The organism is Pseudarthrobacter sp. L19, from assembly GCF_050859435.1.
GTDB lineage: Bacteria > Actinomycetota > Actinomycetes > Actinomycetales > Micrococcaceae > Arthrobacter.
This window is the reverse complement of sequence record NZ_CP193935.1, coordinates 1,819,665-1,836,856: the sequence shown is the minus strand read 5'-3', so window position 1 is coordinate 1,836,856 and position 17,192 is coordinate 1,819,665. Positions and strand designations below refer to the sequence as shown.

The 17,192-nt window shown below is 68.8% G+C and carries 20 protein-coding genes and 1 pseudogene; 10 read left to right on the top strand and 11 right to left on the bottom strand.

Going from position 1 to position 17,192, the window contains the following annotated elements:
• From ACRQ5B_RS08735 to ACRQ5B_RS08725, 3 genes are all read left to right on the top strand, one after another.
• On the top strand, nt 1-951 hold the full coding sequence (locus ACRQ5B_RS08735) for a 1,4-dihydroxy-2-naphthoyl-CoA synthase (protein WP_432393290.1): 951 nt from the start codon (nt 1-3) through the stop codon (nt 949-951).
• 7 nt (nt 952-958) lie between these two features.
• Nucleotides 959-2,122: an AMP-binding protein gene (locus ACRQ5B_RS08730; protein ID WP_432393289.1), complete on the top strand. Its 1,164-nt coding sequence runs from the start codon at nt 959-961 to the stop codon at nt 2,120-2,122.
• 64 nt (nt 2,123-2,186) lie between these two features.
• Nucleotides 2,187-3,068 carry a 1,4-dihydroxy-2-naphthoate polyprenyltransferase gene (locus ACRQ5B_RS08725; protein WP_412883932.1) on the top strand — a complete coding sequence of 294 codons (882 nt, stop codon included), beginning with the start codon at nt 2,187-2,189 and terminating at the stop codon, nt 3,066-3,068.
• A gap of 154 nt (nt 3,069-3,222) precedes the next feature.
• Here the strand turns inward: ACRQ5B_RS08725 and ACRQ5B_RS08720 are convergent, their stop codons facing one another.
• Nucleotides 3,223-3,537, bottom strand: a complete 315-nt coding sequence (locus ACRQ5B_RS08720) for a DUF4229 domain-containing protein (RefSeq protein WP_432393288.1) — start codon at nt 3,535-3,537, stop codon at nt 3,223-3,225.
• Between the two features lie 104 nt (nt 3,538-3,641).
• On the opposite strand from ACRQ5B_RS08720, the gene ACRQ5B_RS08715 reads away from it, so the two are divergent.
• Both ACRQ5B_RS08715 and ACRQ5B_RS08710 read left to right on the top strand, forming a co-directional pair.
• Nucleotides 3,642-4,049 carry a PLD nuclease N-terminal domain-containing protein gene (locus tag ACRQ5B_RS08715; protein WP_432393287.1) on the top strand — a complete coding sequence of 136 codons (408 nt, stop codon included), beginning with the start codon at nt 3,642-3,644 and terminating at the stop codon, nt 4,047-4,049.
• A gap of 310 nt (nt 4,050-4,359) precedes the next feature.
• Nucleotides 4,360-5,340, top strand: a complete 981-nt coding sequence (locus tag ACRQ5B_RS08710) for a hypothetical protein (protein ID WP_432393286.1) — start codon at nt 4,360-4,362, stop codon at nt 5,338-5,340.
• A 106-nt stretch (nt 5,341-5,446) separates the two neighbouring features.
• Here ACRQ5B_RS08710 and ccsB read toward each other — a convergent pair whose 3' ends face one another.
• From ccsB to ACRQ5B_RS08685, 5 genes and pseudogenes are all read right to left on the bottom strand, one after another.
• Entirely contained in the window at nt 5,447-6,556 is a 1,110-nt protein-coding gene (gene ccsB, locus ACRQ5B_RS08705) for a c-type cytochrome biogenesis protein CcsB (protein ID WP_432393285.1), read from the bottom strand.
• Nucleotides 6,556-8,415, bottom strand: coding sequence for a cytochrome c biogenesis protein ResB (resB, locus tag ACRQ5B_RS08700; RefSeq protein WP_432393284.1), 1,860 nt, complete (start codon nt 8,413-8,415; stop codon nt 6,556-6,558). Before resB ends, ccsB begins: the two co-directional genes overlap by 1 nt.
• Nucleotides 8,415-9,169: pseudogene (locus ACRQ5B_RS08695) on the bottom strand (cytochrome c biogenesis CcdA family protein). Before ACRQ5B_RS08695 ends, resB begins: the two are co-directional and overlap by 1 nt.
• Nucleotides 9,170-9,185: 16 nt before the next feature.
• On the bottom strand, nt 9,186-9,797 hold the full coding sequence (locus ACRQ5B_RS08690) for a TlpA family protein disulfide reductase (protein WP_412883938.1): 612 nt from the start codon (nt 9,795-9,797) through the stop codon (nt 9,186-9,188).
• A 2-nt stretch (nt 9,798-9,799) separates the two neighbouring features.
• On the bottom strand, nt 9,800-10,465 hold the full coding sequence (locus tag ACRQ5B_RS08685) for a histidine phosphatase family protein (RefSeq protein WP_432393283.1): 666 nt from the start codon (nt 10,463-10,465) through the stop codon (nt 9,800-9,802).
• A gap of 213 nt (nt 10,466-10,678) precedes the next feature.
• On the opposite strand from ACRQ5B_RS08685, the gene ACRQ5B_RS08680 reads away from it, so the two are divergent.
• The 4 genes from ACRQ5B_RS08680 to ACRQ5B_RS08665 all read left to right on the top strand — a co-directional run bounded on the left by ACRQ5B_RS08680 (nt 10,679) and on the right by ACRQ5B_RS08665 (nt 12,852).
• On the top strand, nt 10,679-11,227 hold the full coding sequence (locus ACRQ5B_RS08680; protein WP_412883940.1) for a YceI family protein: 549 nt from the start codon (nt 10,679-10,681) through the stop codon (nt 11,225-11,227).
• A 153-nt stretch (nt 11,228-11,380) separates the two neighbouring features.
• Entirely contained in the window at nt 11,381-11,662 is a 282-nt protein-coding gene (locus ACRQ5B_RS08675) for a hypothetical protein (RefSeq protein WP_432393282.1), read from the top strand.
• The gene (locus tag ACRQ5B_RS08670) at nt 11,644-11,901 is read left to right on the top strand and encodes a hypothetical protein (RefSeq protein WP_432393281.1); all 258 of its coding nucleotides are present in this window, start codon (nt 11,644-11,646) and stop codon (nt 11,899-11,901) included. The genes ACRQ5B_RS08675 and ACRQ5B_RS08670 overlap by 19 nt, the downstream gene beginning before the upstream one ends.
• A gap of 141 nt (nt 11,902-12,042) precedes the next feature.
• Nucleotides 12,043-12,852 (top strand): hypothetical protein, encoded by an 810-nt coding sequence (locus ACRQ5B_RS08665; RefSeq protein WP_432393280.1) that lies wholly within the window; start codon nt 12,043-12,045, stop codon nt 12,850-12,852.
• 40 nt (nt 12,853-12,892) lie between these two features.
• Here the strand turns inward: ACRQ5B_RS08665 and ACRQ5B_RS08660 are convergent, their stop codons facing one another.
• Nucleotides 12,893-13,588: a redox-sensing transcriptional repressor Rex gene (locus ACRQ5B_RS08660; RefSeq protein WP_432393279.1), complete on the bottom strand. Its 696-nt coding sequence runs from the start codon at nt 13,586-13,588 to the stop codon at nt 12,893-12,895.
• Between the two features lie 120 nt (nt 13,589-13,708).
• Complete coding sequence (locus tag ACRQ5B_RS08655) at nt 13,709-13,993, bottom strand: glutaredoxin family protein (protein WP_432393278.1); 285 nt, start codon at nt 13,991-13,993, stop codon at nt 13,709-13,711.
• A gap of 173 nt (nt 13,994-14,166) precedes the next feature.
• Here ACRQ5B_RS08655 and ACRQ5B_RS08650 point away from each other — a divergent pair, with 173 nt between their 5' ends.
• Entirely contained in the window at nt 14,167-14,985 is an 819-nt protein-coding gene (locus tag ACRQ5B_RS08650; RefSeq protein ID WP_432393277.1) for an HAD family hydrolase, read from the top strand.
• Nucleotides 14,986-15,100: 115 nt separating this feature from the next.
• On the opposite strand, the gene ACRQ5B_RS08645 is transcribed toward ACRQ5B_RS08650, so the two are convergent.
• The 3 genes from ACRQ5B_RS08645 to ACRQ5B_RS08635 all read right to left on the bottom strand — a co-directional run bounded on the left by ACRQ5B_RS08645 (nt 15,101) and on the right by ACRQ5B_RS08635 (nt 16,875).
• A complete protein-coding gene (locus ACRQ5B_RS08645; RefSeq protein ID WP_003792170.1) occupies nt 15,101-15,199 on the bottom strand; it encodes a 30S ribosomal protein bS22 in 99 nt (32 codons plus the stop codon).
• Between the two features lie 193 nt (nt 15,200-15,392).
• On the bottom strand, nt 15,393-15,605 hold the full coding sequence (locus tag ACRQ5B_RS08640; RefSeq protein ID WP_290256124.1) for a helix-turn-helix domain-containing protein: 213 nt from the start codon (nt 15,603-15,605) through the stop codon (nt 15,393-15,395).
• Nucleotides 15,606-15,753: 148 nt separating this feature from the next.
• Nucleotides 15,754-16,875, bottom strand: a complete 1,122-nt coding sequence (locus tag ACRQ5B_RS08635) for a 3-deoxy-7-phosphoheptulonate synthase (protein WP_432393276.1) — start codon at nt 16,873-16,875, stop codon at nt 15,754-15,756.
• Nucleotides 16,876-17,192 lie beyond the last annotated feature (317 nt).

Here is a 17,192-nt window from a genome sequence, read left to right as displayed (position 1 = left end):
GTGAGCAACGAAATCCCCGCCAAGGTATCCGACGTCTTCGACCCCTCCCGGTGGCGCACCGTGTCCGGTTTCGATCTGCAGGACATGACCTACCACCGGCAGGTGGAGCGCGCCGCGGACGGCACCGTGGTCCGGGACCTGCCCACCGTGCGGATCGCGTTCAACCGGCCTGAGGTGCGCAACGCGTTCCGTCCCGGCACCGTCGATGAGCTCTATCGCGTGATGGACCACGCCCGGATGACCCCGGATGTGGCCACGGTGCTGCTGACCGGCAACGGCCCCTCCCCCAAGGACGGCGGCCACTCGTTCTGCTCCGGCGGTGACCAGCGGATCCGGGGACGGGACGGGTACCGCTATGCCGATGGGGAGACGCAGGAGAGCATCGACCCGGCCCGCGCCGGCCGGCTGCACATCCTGGAGGTCCAGCGGCTGATGCGGACCATGCCCAAGGTGGTTATCGCCGTCGTCAACGGCTGGGCGGCCGGCGGCGGGCACTCCCTGCACGTCGTCTCCGACCTCACCATCGCCTCCCGCCAGCACGGCAAGTTCAAGCAGACCGACGCCACCGTCGGCAGCTTCGACGCCGGCTACGGTTCGGCGCTGCTGGCGCGCCAGATCGGGCAGAAGGCCGCCCGCGAGATCTTCTTCCTGGCCCGCGAATATTCCGCCGAGGACATGGTCCGGATGGGCGCCGTGAACGAGGCCGTGGACCACGAGCGGCTCGAAGAGGTGGCGCTTGAGTACGCGTCGGACATCGCCCGGCAGTCCCCGCAGGCCATCCGGATGCTCAAGTTCGCCTTCAACCTCGCCGACGACGGCCTGGCCGGACAGCAGGTGTTCGCCGGCGAGGCCACCCGTCTGGCGTACATGACCGACGAGGCGGTGGAGGGCAAGGAAGCCTTCCTGGAAAAGCGGGACCCGGACTGGTCCCAGTTCCCCTACTACTTCTAGGCCCGCCATGACTGCCGCCCCGCCAAACCTGGACCAGGTCCTGACCGCCCTCGCCGCCGCCCTCGGCGGGGAGGGCCCCGCCGTCGAGCTCTCGGCCGGCCCGGACGGCTCCCCCGTGGCCCGCTCCGTGGACGTCCCCGGAGTGGAGGGCGCCGCCGTCGTGGTCCGCACCTCCGGGTCCACCGGCACCCCCAAGGCCACCATCCTTACCGTCGATGCGCTCGCCGCCTCCTCGATGGCGACTGCGATCGCGCTCCGCGGCGAGGGCCAGTGGCTGCTGGCGCTGCCGGTGCAGTTCGTGGCCGGAGTGCAGGTGCTGGTCCGCTCGCTCTTCGCCGGCACCCGGCCCTGGGCCATGGACCTCTCCGACAAATTCACCCCCGAGGCGTTCACCGCAGCCGCCGGGGAGCTGACCGACACCCTCCGCTACACCTCCCTGGTGCCCACCCAGCTGCAGCGGCTGCTCGATGACCCGTCGGCCGAAACGCTGGCCGCGCTGCGTCGCTTCAACGCCGTCCTGCTTGGCGGCGCGCCGGCGTCGCCGGAGCTGCTGGCCACGGCCCGGGAGGCGGGCGTCCGCGTGGTCACCACCTACGGCTCGGCCGAAACCAGCGGCGGCTGCGTCTACGACGGCGTCCCGCTGGAGGGCGTCGAGGTGGCGGTCGACGCTGACGGGCGGATCCTGCTCGGCGGCGCCACGGTGGCCGCCGGGTACCTGGGCGAGCCCGACCTGACGGCGGCGGCCTTCGTCGAACGCGACGGCCTCCGCTGGTACCGCACCAACGACCTCGGCACCCTGGCCCCCGACGGAACCCTCACGGTGCAGGGCCGCGCGGACGACGTCGTCATCACCGGCGGCGTCAAGGTCTCGGCCGCGCACGTGCAGGCGGAACTCGAACGGCTCGACGGCGTCCGTGCGGCGTTCGTGACCGGCGTCCCCTCCGCCGAATGGGGGCAGGCACTGGCCGCGTACGTGGTCCTGACCGACGGATCCGACGAGGCTGCGGCGGACTTCCGCGCCCTTCTGGACTCCGGCCCGGCGGGTCCGCTGACGGGCGCGCTGGCGCCCAAGACCGTCCACATCGCCGACGAATTGCTGATGCTCCCCAACGGGAAACCGAACCGGCTGGGCATGGCCATTCGGCTGGACGCCCTGCATCAGGGAAAATAGTAAAAGCTTCCACCAGGCTTGTTCCCCAGCAGGCCGCCACCCCCCAAGCAACGAGGTACTGAACGTGGCCACAGCCGCACAATGGATCCAGGGCGCCCGTCCCCGCACCCTCCCGGCCGCGATCGCGCCGGTGCTGATCGGGTCGGCCGCCGCCTACGAGATGGACGCGTTCCGTCCGGTGAATGCCCTGCTGGCGGCCCTGGTGGCGCTGTTCCTGCAGATCGGCGTGAACTTCGCGAACGACTACTCCGATGGAATCCGCGGCACCGACGAGGACCGCGTGGGCCCGCTCCGGCTGGTGGGATCCGGCGCCGCGGAACCGGCCCTGGTGAAGCGGGCGGCCTTCGGGGCCTTCGGCCTGGCCATGCTGTTCGGGCTGGTGCTGGTCATCATCACGCAGGCGTGGTGGCTGATCCTGGTGGGCGTGGGCTGCGTCCTGGCCGCCTGGGGCTACACCGGTGGCAAGAACCCCTACGGGTACCTGGGCCTCGGCGACCTGTTCGTCTTCGTCTTCTTCGGCCTGGTGGCCACGCTCGGCACCACGTACACGCAGGCCGGTCAGGTCAGCCTCGCGGCGGTCATCGGTGCGATCGGCACCGGCCTGATCGCCTGCGCGCTGCTGATGGCCAACAACGTCCGGGACATCCCCACAGACACGGTGGCGGGCAAGAAGACCCTCGCCGTGCGCCTCGGCGACAAGCACGCCCGGGAAAGCTACGTGCTCATGCTGGCCGTCGCCATCCTGCTGGTGATCGTGCTGGCTCCGGCGAAGCCGTGGATGCTGATCGTGCTGCTGCTGATCCCGGCCAGCCTGATGCCGTCCTGGCTGATGATCGCCGGCCGGCGCCGCAAGAGCCTGATCCCGGTGCTGAAGCAGACCGGCCTGATCAACCTCGGCTACGCGGCGCTGTTCTCCATTGGACTGGTCCTCAGCCACGGTTTCTAGGCGGGGCTAGGCCGGGATCTAGTTCCGGCTAGGCCGGGCTCGGGGCCGCCGGCGCGCGCTGACCGGCGCCGGCGTACAGGCCAGCCGGTCCGCTCAGACCGTCTGAGGGGTCAGGCCGGACGGTCCGCACAGAATGCGACGGCCGGCTTCCGGCCTAGGACTCGTCGGAGTCCTTGCGGCGCTCGGTGCGGACCGTGACGTCCGGGTGGGCCTCGACCAGGCGGTCCTCGGCCTCGGCGTCGTCGACCTCGCCCGCGGTGCGCAACGGCTTCGCCTTGCCGGAGAACCGGTTGTGCAGCGAAGCGGTGGCCTGGTCGCGCTGCTTCTGGAAGAACAGGAAGCTGATCGCGAACGCCATCATCCCGGCGCAGAGCGCGGCCAGCAGCCAGCCCAGCTGCAGGTAGACGAAGAGCGCAAAGAGCGGCGCGAACAGCACCAGGCGGATCAGGGAGTATTTCAGGAAAGCCACGGTCCCAGTTTAGCCGTCCGGAACCCGCCGGGCCGCGGCCGAGTGTTATTGCTCCGTGCCCTGGCCCAGCCGCCGAACGGCCGGGCGGCGGCTAGACTGAAAGTATGCTCCGCGTGGTGGTACCAATCATTGTTTTGGTGGTCTTTGTCTACGGACTGATCGACCTGATCCGCACGGACGCGCGCGACGTGAAGGGCATTTCCAAGCCCGCGTGGATCGCGGTCCAGATCGTCCTGCCGGTGCTCGGTGCCGTGCTCTGGTTCCTGATCGGGCGTCCCCGCGGCAACGCCGGGCCGGCTCCCGCGACGTACCGCCACCCCACCGCCCCGGATGACGACCCCGAGTTCCTCCGCAACCTGGAGGTGCGCCGGCGCAACCAGGCGGAGGCTGACCGGCTGAAGAAACTCAAGGACGACCTCGAGGCCCGGGAACGGGACCTGCGCGGCGACTCCGGGTCCGGGGAGGCCCACGGCAGCGGAGATCCCGCCCCGGGCACCGACGAGGTCAAGTAGCCCCTCCCCGCTGGACATCCCACCCCTCCGTACCCCGCCCTTCGGATCCCCGCGCACGAACTTGCTGAGGTCCGCCAAGGCCACCTACTGCGGCCATTCGCCACAAACGGTCGCTAAAGCAGCTTCAGAACAGCCATCTCCGGCAAACCAGCGGCCCCGGTAACGTCTCCGGCATAGCGTCTCGGCCCGGATCCGCCGGTCCTGCGCCGGCTCGCCAAGGCCGGTCCGAGGTGGACCACTCCTCCCCCACACCCGGGGTTCCCTGTGGACAACGGACCTGTCCCGCTCAAACCGGCGCAGAATGGCCCCCATGCGCCACCCCAGCACGCTCCCGCCCCAGCTTCTGCACCGGCCCTTCAGCACGGCCGAAGCCCGGGCGGCGGCGGTCACCCGGGGCCGGACCCGTGCGCGGGATCTTGTCAGCCCCTGTCACGGCGTCCGAACGGACAGCACCGAACCGGACACGCTCCTCGGCCGGGCCCGCGCCCTGGCCACGGTTACCGACGCCGTCGTGAGCCATCTCTCGGCGGCACTCCTGTGGGGTTTCCCGCTGCCGTTAGCGTCCGCCGCCACCGCCGTCGTCCATCTGACGAGCCAGCCCGGGCACCGTGCCGTAAGGCGCAAAAACGTCGCGGGCCACCAACAACTCCTGGCCCCGGACGAGATTGTCTCCGGCGCGCACGTCCGCTGCACCTCTCCGCTCCGGACCTGGTTCGACCTCGCCGGCCTCTTAGGCCTCGATGACCTGGTGATCGCCGGGGACTTCCTGCTCAGGCGCCGCAACCCGCTGTCCACCCTGCAAGCCCTGGACGCGTACCTTCACGGACGGGCCGGGAAGGCCGGCTACCGAAAGGCCACCCGGGCGCGTGCGCTCATGCGCCCGGGCACGGACTCCCCCAAGGAGACCGAGCTCCGGCTCTTGCTGCTCCGCCATGGGCTGCCGGAGCCCGGGCACAACGTCCCGATGCTGGACGAGACGGGCGGCTGGATCCAGGACCCGGACATGTCCTACGAACGGGAGAAGGTGGCGGTGCAGTATGACGGCGGACATCATGCCGAACCGCGTCAACGCCGCAGCGACATCTTCCGGGACGAACGCGCCCGGGACGCCGGGTGGCGGGTGGTGGTGCTGACCCAGTGGGACCTGACGCCGTTCGCCCCGGGGCTGGAGCCGACGGCGGTCACCCGCGTGCGGGCGGCCCTGCTGGACCGCGGGTGGACCCCGGAACCCGCCCCGAGGAGCAGGGCACGTCCGCGGACAGACCACCCAGCGGACAGACCGCCCAGCTGACAGAAATGGCCGCTAAGCGCTGTGGCTTAGCGGCCATTCCTGGCAAACGGATAGATCAGCGGACCGGCCCGAGAGACCGGGACCAGCGCCCCGAGAGTGGAAGCGCCTACAGCCCCGAGTAGGAGTGCAGGCCGTTGAAGAACTGGTTCACGATGGTGAAGTTGAAGACCACGCACAGGTAGCCGACGATCGAGAGCCAGGCCGCACGGGTGCCGGTCCAGCCGCGGGTGGCGCGGGCGTGCAGGTATCCGGCGTAGACCACCCAGATCACGAAGGTCCAGACTTCCTTGGTATCCCAGCCCCAGAAGCGGCCCCAGGCCTTCTCGGCCCAGATCGCGCCGAACATGAGGGTGAAGGTCCAGCCGACGAAGGCGATGGCGTTGATCCGGTAGGAGAGGTTCTCCAGGCTCAGGGCGTTCGGTACCAGCCGCATGAAGCCCAGCTTGTCCTTGCCGCCGGCCGCCACGGTTTTCTGCCGGTGCGACTGCACCAGCTGCAGGGCGGACATCGCGAAGGTCAGGGTGAACAGCGCCGAGGACAGCACCGCGATGGAGACGTGGATCAGCAGCCAGTAGCTCTGCAGCGCCGGTACGAGGTGGCCCACGGGCGTCCAGAAGGCGACGGAGGCGGCCACCAGCATGATGATGGCCAGGCCGATCACGAAGGTACCCAGGAAGCGCAGGTCGCGGCGGATCAGCACCAGCAGGAAGACGGCCACGGCCACGAACGCACCGGTGGTGAGGAATTCGTACATGTTGCCCCACGGCACACGTCCGGCGCCGAAGCCTCGGGTGATGACGCCGGCGGCGTGGATGGCTGCACCCAGGACGGCGAGGGCGACGGCGACGCGGGCGGGCACCCGGCGCTCGGAGCCGTAGCGCATACCGCCGTCGGCCGTCAGACCGGCACCGTCGGCGGCGGAACCAGCGGCGGAGGAGGTCGGCCGCTCGGCCCGGTCGGCGGGACCGGCCAGCTCGGGACCGCCAGTGCTGCCACCGGCGGCGCCGACCCCGGCGCCCACAGGGACGCGGGCGGACTGGGCCGTTGAGCGCTCGGCTGCGGAGAGCTCCGCCGCCTTCTGGTCCACGGCGCGGAGCATCTTGCTGCTCTTGGCCAGGTCCCAGGCGAAGGCGATGAACGCGACCGTGTACGTACCGGCCGCCAGGAGCATGAAGAGCTCGCTGTACTGGCCCATGGTTTCGTTGATGGGGAACATTACTGATCCTTCTTTGACTCGGTAGAGCCGGGTGTGGGCTGGGTGGCGTCTGCGACGGCGTCCTCCGGGGCTGTTGCCTCCCCGGCGCCGGGCAGCGCGGTCTCCGCCCGGCCATTATCCGCCATGGTGCTGGGAGCGGGCTGGGAGGCCGGGCTCTGGGCCCCGCCGCCGGGAGCCTTTTCGGATTCGGATTCCTCGTCCAGCGGCCAGGCGGCGGCGAGCATGGCGCGGATGGCGGCGGCTTCACCGGCCAGCCGGTGGTCCTCGCCGCGGGCCAGGAGGCCGTATTCGATCATGGTCCGGCCGTCCGGGTGCGTACCGGTGCGGACCCAGGCCCGGCGCCGGTTGACGTAGAGGGAGGTCACCAGGCCGGCGACGGCGATCAGGGCGAACGCCAGGGCGGAGGCCTGACCGGGGTTGTGGTGGATGTCGACGCCGACGTAGCGCTTGACGCCGTCGAACGTGATGGAGCCCTTGCCGTCCGGGAGGGTCTGCGTGGCACCGGGGGTGAGCACGATGCCCTTGGTCGGCAGGTTTCGGGCGTTCAGCGGGGTCAGCTTCTTGACGTCGAGCTCGAAGACGTTCTGCGGGGCGCCGTCGTTCAGGCCCAGGTCGCCGTAGTAGGAGTTCAGCGTCAGCTGCGGGTTGAAGAGCTCAGGGTCCCCGCTGAAGGAGACGCCCTCGGGGGTGATGAAGGCGGTGGGCAGGAAGAACCCGGCGAACGCGAGCTGGTCCGGCTTGGCGTCCGGGACCTTGATGACCACGGAGGAGTAGTAGTTGTCGCCCTGCAGCTTGGCCACCACCGGGCCCTGCATGGCGACGTTGCCGGCGCCGTCGCGGACCGTGACCACAGGGGCGTAGCCGTTACCGGTGAGGTAGACGCTGGTGCCGCCGAGGCTGAGCGGGTCGTTGACCTTCAGCACTTCCTGCTTGGCCGGCGAGTCCGGGGTTTCCTTGGTGGTGACGTCGGCCTTGAAGTCGATCGGTTGGCCGAACTTGCCTTTGGATTCGCGGTCGAAGGTGATCTGGAACTTGTCCAGCTGGATCGAGTACGGCTGCAGCTGGCTGGACTGGAAGTTGGTGCCGGGGCTGAACTGGTCGTAACCCACGAGGGTGTTGACGAAGGTATCGCCCTCCACCAGGATCCGCTGGCCGCTGTAGCCGAAGAGGCCGCCGGCGGCGACGGAGACCAGCACGCCGATCAGGGCGGTGTGGAAGACCAGGTTGCCGACTTCCTTGAACAGGCCGCGTTCGGCACCGACGGAGGGCCGTTCGCCGTCGCGGTCCCTGACCTCCACGCGGTAGCCGCGCTTCTTCAGCAGCGCCGCGGCGTCTTCGATGGCGCGCGACGCCGGGATCCCGGCGTCAGCGGGGATGATCAGGGTGCCGTATTCGGGCAGCCGGGACAGTCGGGCCGGGGTGCGCGGGGGCTGTGACCGCATCGCCTTGTAGTGGACGATGGCGCGCGGCACCACGCAGCCGATCAGCGAGATGAACAGCAGCAGGTAGATCGCGGAGAACCACGCCGAGGAGTACACGTCGTAGAGCTGCATCGAGTCGAGCAGCTTGCCGTAATCCGGGTGGTCCTTGATGTACTGCGTGACGATCGCGGGGTTGGCCGGCCGTTGCGGGAAGAGGGACCCGGGGACGGCGGCGACGGCGAGGAGCAGCAGCAGGAACAGCGCGGTGCGCATGCTGGTCAGCTGGGTCCAGGCCCAGCGGAGCATGCCCAGCGGGCCCAGCGTGGGCAGCACCGCCTCGGACTTAACCGAGGAGACGGCCTTCTTCCGGGGCTTGGTGGTGGTGCCGCTTTTGCCGTCCGGCGTGGTTTTCGTTTGTTCGTTCACTCGCTCGCTCATCAGATCGGCAACTTCACATCGGTTTGGAACCAGTACTGCAGGCCGGACACCCAGGCGCCCCACACGCCGGTGGCCATCAGCAGCCCCAGCGCTATCAGGATGCCACCGCCGGTGCGTTGGATGGCGAGCCGGTGCTTGCGGAAAAGGACATGACGCCGACGCCGCGGCGCACGGCCAGGGCGATCAGCAGGAACGGGATGCCCAGGCCCAGGCTGTAGACGAAGGCCAGCAGGGCGCCCTTGGCGGCGGAGGAGCCGCCGGAGAGGCTCAGGAGCTGGACGGCGGAGTAGGTGGGGCCGATGCACGGCGCCCAGCCGAGGCCGAAGGTCACGCCCAGCAGCGGCGCTCCCCAGAGCCCGGCCGGCGGTTTGGCGTGGATCTTGGCGTCACGCTGCAGCCAGGAGAAGCCGCCCAGGAAGACCACGCCCATGATGATCACGAGGATGCCGAGCAGCTGGGTGATCCAGCCGTTCTGGGATCCGGTGATCAGCGTGCCGAGCTGGCCGAACGCCCCGCCGAGCAGGACGAAGATGACCGAAAAGCCCAGCACGAACAGCCCGATCCCGGCCAGCATCCGTCCGCGGCGCTGTTTCTGCAGGTCGACGCCGGTCAGTCCGGTCACGTAGCCGAGGTAGCCGGGCACCAGCGGCAGCACGCAGGGGGACAGAAAGGACACGAACCCGGCCAGCAGGGCCACCGGGATGGCCAGCAGGAGGGATCCGTTGAGGATGGCTTCGGCGAAGGGACTGTTCACGGCGGCAGCTACCGGCTCACTCGGCCACGGCTGCGGCGATGAGGGACTTCAGGGTGCCCTTCTCGATTTCGCCGAGCACGCGGGAGGCCACCCGGCCCTGCTTGTCGAGAACCAGGGTGGTGGGGACGGCGCCGGGCGGAACCAGGCCGGAGACGGCCAGAAGGACCGCCCCGTCCTTGTCGTTGAAGCTCGGGTAGGTCAGGTTGAAGGTCTTGTCGAACGCGTCCGCCGTCGCCTTCTCGTCGCGGAGGTTGACGCCGTAGAACTGCACGCCCTGGTCCTTGAACTCCTGGTGCAGGGCCTCCAGCGACGGGGCCTCCACCCGGCAGGGGGCGCAGGCGGCGAACCAGAAGTTCAGCACGGTGACCTTGCCCTGGAACTGCGCTGCGGTGACGGTGGTGCCGTCGAAGAGGGTGCCCTTGAGGTCCACCGGCTTCTTCCGGTCCGCGGCAGCGAATTCGGTGACGGAGCCGTCGCCGGCAACGTAGTTCTTGTTGTCCCCGGCCTTGGCCTGCTTGGCCAGGTCGTCTTCCTGGGCGCAGCCGGTCAGGCCCAGCACCGCGGCCAGGCCCGCACCGCCGGCGGCGAGGAGGCCGCGCCGGGTGACGCGGACGTTCGTCGTCTTCATGCTCAGGCTCCCGGTGTGCTGGACGCGCCCGGAAGCAGGGCGGCGGCGGGTTCGCTGTAGTCCACGCGCAGCAGCGTGCCGTCGTCATTGAACACCAAGGAGGTCACGGACGTCAGGGTGCATTCGCGCTTGCGGGGATCGTGCCACAGCCGGCGTCCTTCGGCGCTCAGGCGCGTGGCCCAGATGGGCAGCTGGTGGCTGACCAGGATGGCCTGGGCGTCGTCGCCGCCGAGCTCCACGGCCTTGAGCCGGGCGTCCTGGACGGCGGCGCGGACGCGGGTGGCCTGCTCCTCGTAGGGCTCTCCCCAGGAGGGTCGGAGCGGGTTGCGGAGCATGGGCCAGTGCCGGGGCTTGAGGATCTCGGAACGGGACACCTGCATCCCCTCGAAGTAGTTGGCCGCCTCGATGATGCGCTCCTCGGTGGCGATCGGCAGGCCCAGGGCCTCAGAGATGGGCTGCGCCGTCTCCTGCGCCCGGGTCAGGGGCGACGCCGCCAGGTGCACGATGTTGGCCCCTTCGGCGACGCGGCGGCTGAAGTGGTCCGCGACGGTCTGCGCCATCTCCCGGCCCAGCTCGGAGAGGTGGAATTCCGGGAGCCTGCCGTAGAGGACGCCGTCGGGATTATGGACCTCGCCATGGCGGAGCAGATGAACAGTCGCGTGGGGCATGTGTACCAGTTTCTCAAAGGGCAGGGGCAATGACGAAATCTTCTACGAGGAGTAGAACTCAAGTTTTTTCCGAAATGTTCCCCGCAGGTGGAATAAAAGATGCAAATGCATGTTTATACTGGGTGAAGCAGTTAGTTGAGACTTCAACCAATGAGGCCGCGACCGACGATCAGACAACGATCCGAATGAACCACCTACTCAAGGAGAACCACCATGGCACTTCCCGCTAACCTCACCGCCGGTACCTGGACCCTCGACAACTCGCACAGCGAGATCGGCTTCACCGTCCGCCACGCGGGCATCAGCAAGGTCCGCGGCCAGTTCAAGGAAGCCGACGCCACCCTCGACCTCTCCGAGAACGTCGCCGACTCCAAGGTCAACGCCACCATCAAGACCGCCAGCTTCGACTCCGGCGACGCCAACCGCGACGGCCACGTCCGCGGCGAAGATTTCTTCGACGTCGAGAAGTTCCCGGAGATCTCCTTCGTCTCCAACGGCATCGTCGAGAAGGGCGACGCCTACGAACTGCAGGGCGACCTGACCATCAAGGGCATCACCCGCCCCGTCACCCTCGAGACCGAGCTCAACGGCGTGGCCGTCGACCCCTTCGGCAACACCCGCGCCGGCCTGACCGCTGAGACCACCATCAGCCGCAAGGACTTCGGCCTGACCTGGAACGCCATGCTCGAAGCCGGTGGCGTGCTGGTCAGCGACAAGGTTGCCATCAACCTGGAACTGGCCTTCATCGCCCCCGCAGCCTAGTCTGCACGCCCCGGCAGCGCCGGGCACTTCCGGCCACCGCGGCCGGCCCTCGGATGCCCCGCACCTCTTCGGATGGTGCGGGGCATCCGCGCATTTAAGCGGCCCCCGGGTGGCGGCTCGAAACCGTCAGCGGGTCCGTCTACAGTGAAATTCATGAGCACCACCGGCGACCTTCCCGAGCCACCCAAGCCAGGCGCCAACCGGTTCGCGTGGCCCGCAGACCATCCCCAGAGCTTCCGTGAAGTTCTGCCGGTGGGCGGCTACGCGGGGATGTTCATGGTCCCGCCGATGCCCGTGCCGTTGAGGATTTCGTATTGGATTTGGGTGGCCGGCGGCCTCCTCGGGCTGCTGGCCGGCGTCGTCGGACTCTTCGGCGGGCTGGTCCTCTTCGTCGTCTCCCCGGCCCCGGCATCCTGTTGCTGCTGCTGGTCCTGATCGCCCTGGCCCTCGCGGCGGCCCAGGTCACGCTGGCCATGAAGATGAAGGAGGGCCGGGAATGGGCCCGCTATGCCCTGACCGTCGCCGCCGGTGTGAGCCTCCTGCTGGCCGCCGTCAGTACCGGGTTAGCCGGGGGCGGCAGCTGGCCCAGTTTCGTCATCTGCCTCGCAGCCACGGTGCTGATGTGGCTGCCGGCGGCCCAGGCCTGGTTCAATGCCGGCAAGTCCCGGCCCTGAGACTGCCGGACTTCACGGGAAAGTGCGCGGCATCCGTTCCCCCACAAGGGCGCGCGGGCGGGGTACGGTGGGACTATCCACGCTGGGGGCAGGGTCTAGGCGCTGATCCCGGCAGTTCGCCTTCGAATGCAGAGGACCGCCATGACCAACCCGCCAGTCGAGCCCTCCAGCCCTGACGGGCACGAGTCCGGCACACCCCAGTACGGACAGAACGCTCCGCAGTCCGGCCAGCCCCAATACGGGCAGAACGCTCCCCAGTACGGCCAGCAGGCACCGCAGTACGGGCAGCAGCCGCAGTACGGGCAAAATGCACCGCAATACGGGCAGAACGCACCTCAGTATGGCCAGCAGGCACCCCAGTTTGGGCAGAACGCGCCTCAGTATGGGCAGAACGCGCCGCAGTACGGGCAGCCCCAGTATGGCCAGCAACCCCCGGCGTACACCAACGGCACCTCGCCGTACGGGTACCCGTCCGAGCAGCCGCAGCAGTCCGCCGCGGGCCAGCCGCAGCTGCTCAACACCGCGTTCTGGCTGCTGGTGGCCTCCGGCGTCGTCTGGGTGATCTCTTTGCTCCTGGCGCTCGGTACCCTGGACAACCCCGCGATGCGCAGCACGGTCGAGCAGCAGATGGCCGCCGGCGGCGCGGACATCAGCTACGACAGCATCAAGGGCGCGGTGGTGGTCAGCATCATCGTCTTCGCCGTGATCAGCGCCGGCCTGTACGCCCTGGTGGCCCTGAACGTCCGGAAGGGCCGGAACTGGGCCCGCATCCTCGGCACCGTGTTGGCGGCCCTGTCGCTGCTGAGCCTGTTCCCGCTGAGCCTCGGCACGCTGGCCGTGGTCCTCGGCGTCGCCGGGATCGTGATCCTGTACATGCCCGCCGTCGCGCCGTACTTCAAGAAGCAGCAGCCGTTCGCCAACCCGTACGGCCAGAACCCGTACGGCCGCTAGCCTCACGCGCTGGGCGCGGGAGCCGGGGCCGCCGACTTAATCAGTCGGCGTCGTCCGGGTCCTGCGCCCTTTGTGCGTGGTAGGCGAGGATCTGCAGTTCGGTGGCCATGTCCACCTTCCGCAGGTTGACCCCGTCCGGGACCTGGAGCATCACCGGGGCGAAGCTGAGGATGCTGCGCACCCCGGCGGCCACCACCCGGTCGCAGACGCTCTGGGCGACGGCGGCGGGCAACGCCAGCACCACCATGTTGGCGCCGGTGCGGTGCACGACCGCTTCGAGGTCGGCGGCGTCGCTGACCCGCAGCCAGCCCACCTCGCTGCCGATCACCATCTGGTCGGCGTCGAGGATGGCGACGATGTCGAAGCCGCGGGATTCGAACCCGCCATACCGGGCCAAGGCCTTGCCCAGGTTGCCCGCGCCGACGATCGCGACTTTCCAGTCCCGGGTCAGTCCCAGGGCCGCGGCGATGTGCTGGTTCAGGTACTGCACCTCATAGCCGACGCCGCGGGTGCCGTAGGAGCCGACATAGGACAGGTCCTTGCGGAGGGTGGAGGAGCTGACCCCGGAGGCCTCGGCGAGCGATTCGGAGGAGACCCGGTCCACTCCCTCGGACAGGAGCGTGGTCAGGGCGCGCAGATAGAGTGTCAGCCGCGCCACGGCCGCGGGCGGGATCTGCTTGGCGGCTGCGCCGGCACCCGCGGCCAAGGCGCCGGGTGTGGGGTCCAGCGAGGTCACTATCTGCTCCATCGAGTTCTGTTGTGTTCCCACTCTAGGGCCGGGCGACTTCGGCCCACAAAGCAGCGGCGGCCGGACGGCTTATCGGTGCCAGGCCCAGTGACCTGATCAGTGGCCGTCTTAGTGGCTGGTGCCGAGCGCGCGGGTAAGGGTCCGCGTCAGCCGCGCCTCGTCGATCCGCCAGAAGTCACGCTGCACGCCGTCCACCAGCACCACCGGAATCTCCTCGGCAAAGCGCTCACGCAGGGCCGCGTCGTCGTCGATCGACCGCTCTGACCACTCCAAGCCCAGCTCGGCGGTCACACGGGTCACGGCCTCGCGCGCATCCTCGCACAGGTGGCAGTTGGGCTTGGTGATGAGGACGACGGCGGGACTGGGCGCGTTGTGCGGGTCGGTGGTGGCCATGGTTTAACGGTAGCCGGGGGCGGCCGCCGTCGTCGACGCAGCCCTGGTCCGGTCCCGACGAAGGCGTCGTGCCCTCTCCCAGGCCATGTTCGCAGGGCTTTTCGGCCCGGTCCTACGGTGCGGCGGACGGCTCCGATCATGGGGATGCCTGCCGCATTGACTAGACTCGTGGCATGCCCGAGGAGAAGATCGTCGCCGTCGCCGCGCGGACGGCAGCGTCACCGAAGCACGGCGAAGCTGCCTTCTTCGACGTCGACAACACGCTGATGCGCGGCGCCAGCCTCTTCCACGTGGCACGCAAAATGCACCAGCGCGGGGCGTTCACCCTTCGCCAGGCCGCCGGGTTTGGCTGGAAGCAGCTGATGTTCGTCTGCCGCGGTGAGAACCTCGAGGACGTCCACGCCGTCCGCGATACTGCCCTCAGCCTGGCTTCCGGCTTCACCGTTAAGGACATCGAGGCCCTCGGCGAAGAGGTCTACGACGAGATGATCGAGTCCCGGATCTGGCCCGGCACCAAGGCCCTCGCCGAACAGCACCTGCGGATGGACCGCCCGGTCTGGCTGGTCACAGCGACGCCGATCGAGGTGGCCACGGTGATCTCCACCCGGCTGGGCCTCACCGGGGCACTCGGCACCGTGGGCGAGATCCACGAGGGCTCCTACACCGGGCGGCTGGTGGGCGACATCCTGCACGGCCCGGCGAAGGCCGTCGCTGTCCGCCGAATCGCCGAGGAGCAGGGCCTGGACCTGTCCCGCTGCTGGGCCTACAGCGACTCGCACAACGACATTCCCCTGCTGAGCATGGTGGGCCACCCCGTGGCGATCAATCCGGACGCCCGGCTGCGCCGCCACGCCCGCGAGAACAACTGGCCGGTCTACGATTTCCGGTCCGGCCGCCGCGCAGCGACCCTGGGCCTCAAGGCGGCCACGGTCGGCGGCGCCATCTACGGCCTCTGGCGCAGCTACTCCCGCTTCCGCGGCCCCTCCGCCTAAGCTCCCTAGGCTCTCCCGCCCGTAAACCAGGGACGTCCCGCCCGTGCCTTAATCCGGGCAAAGAAAATGCCCGCTGCCGGAAGGCAACGGGCATTTCACGCTGAACGAAGTATCTCTACTTCTTGTTGCGGCGCTGGTGGCGGGTCTTGCGAAGCAGCTTGCGGTGCTTCTTCTTGGCCATACGCTTGCGACGCTTCTTAATAACTGAACCCACGAAAGTTCCTTACCGGCTAGATGCAGTACCTGCCCGTTGGGAAGTGTCCGCGGGCTTAGCAGCAGACTGAAACAACTGACAGGTTCTTACAATGACGTTAAACGTTCCTTAACAGGGTACCGCCTCTACGGCCCGCACCACGACCGCGGCCCGGGCAGGGGTGTATTGCGGCCCGGGCTGAACGGCGGCGGACTCAGGCTGTTTCGGTGTGCCCGTCGACCACAGCACCCTTGAGGTACTGTTCGACGGCGCTTTCCGGAACCCGGTAGGAGCGGCCAAAACGCACCGCCGGCATTTCACCGGAGTGCACCAGGCGATACACGGTCATCTTGGATACGCGCATGACCTCCGCGACCTCGGCCACAGTGAGAAAGCGCGCGTTGGAGAAGTTGGCCTCCGAAGACATTTCCCTTATTCCTTTTGCTCAAGCGAACGGCTGCCCCGTCTGAACGACATGGCGGTGTGCCGATGCTGAGCCATCAAACAACCATGTGCTAGATACTCTAGGGGTTTCTGGTGCCAATGTGAAAGAGTTCCTCGGGAATTGGGCAGGACTATTCCGCCGAAACCCGGTCCCGGCGGCCGCGGGCCGAAGCCGCCAGCTGGTCCAGCACGGACGCCGTGACGCCCCAGTCCATGCAGGCGTCCGTCACGCTCTGGCCGTAGGTCAGGTCGTCGGTCCCGGCGGCATGCGCCTCGACGTCGAGCGCCTGTGCCCCGCCCACCAGGAAGCTCTCCAGCATTACGCCGCCGATCGCCGCCGCGGACGCCCCGCCGCTCTCCAGCTGCGCTCCGACCTCCAGGGCCACCTCGGCCTGCCGGTGGTGGTTCTTGCCACTGTTGGCGTGGCTGGCATCCACGATCAGGCGCGGGTTCAGCTGCCGTCCGGCCAACTTGGCGGAGGCCTCCTCGACGTCGGCTGCGGCGTAGTTCGGGCCGCCGCTGCCGCCGCGCAGGATGACGTGCGTGTCCGGGTTGCCGGCGGTGCTGACCATGGCGGCCCGGCCGTCGCCGTCGATGCCGAGGAACGCCTGGGCGGCACCGGCCGCGCTGCACGCGTCGAGCGCCACCTGCAGGCCGCCGTCGGTGCCGTTCTTGAACCCGATCGGCATGGACAGGCCCGAGGCGAGCTGGCGGTGGATCTGGCTCTCGGTGGTGCGGGCGCCGATCGCGCCCCAGGACACCAGGTCGGCCATGTACTGCGGGCTGATCGGCTCCAGGAACTCGGTGGCGGTGGGCAGGCCCAGGGCGGTGACCTGGCGCAGGAATTGCCGCGCTGCCCGCAGGCCGCCCGCGATGTCGTGGCCGCCGTCGAGCCCCGGATCGTTGATCAGGCCCTTCCAGCCCACCGTCGTCCGCGGCTTCTCGAAGTAGGTCCGCATCACGATCAGCAGATCCCCGCGGTGCTTCTCGGCCTGGCTGACCAGCCGGCGGGCGTACTCAAGCCCGGCCTTGGGGTCGTGGATCGAGCAGGGGCCCACGATCACCAGGAGCCGGTCGTCGACACCGTCCATCACCGCGCGCACCTCGTCCCGGCCGCGGGCGACGACGTCGGCGCAGCGCTCGTCGAGCGGCAGGTCGGCAATCATCACCTGCGGGGTGGGCAGCGGGGTGAAGTAGTTGATCCGCAGGTCAGAGGTGGACTGCTGGCGGGCCGGGGCTGCTTCGATGCTCATGATGGGTCCTGTTCCGGATGGGGAGCGGGCCCTGATCAGAACCCGCCGGAGAAATGGCGAAGGGCAGAGAATGATCTCTGCCCTGTTGGCTCTGAAGGAAAGTTGGATGCGTGTCAGTTAGACGCGGGCCCCTCCAGAGCCAACGAAAAATACGCATACCAACGGTTAGTCATGGCAATGACCATAGCCCCGCAGCCGGACCCCCGCAAAAGCGGCCCGTAACATTCGCCCGGGTGGACGATGGTTGAACTGGGCGCCCCGCCGTCCTACAGTGTGGTTAGACCACACGATCCAGGGGCAGCTTCCCGCGATCCACG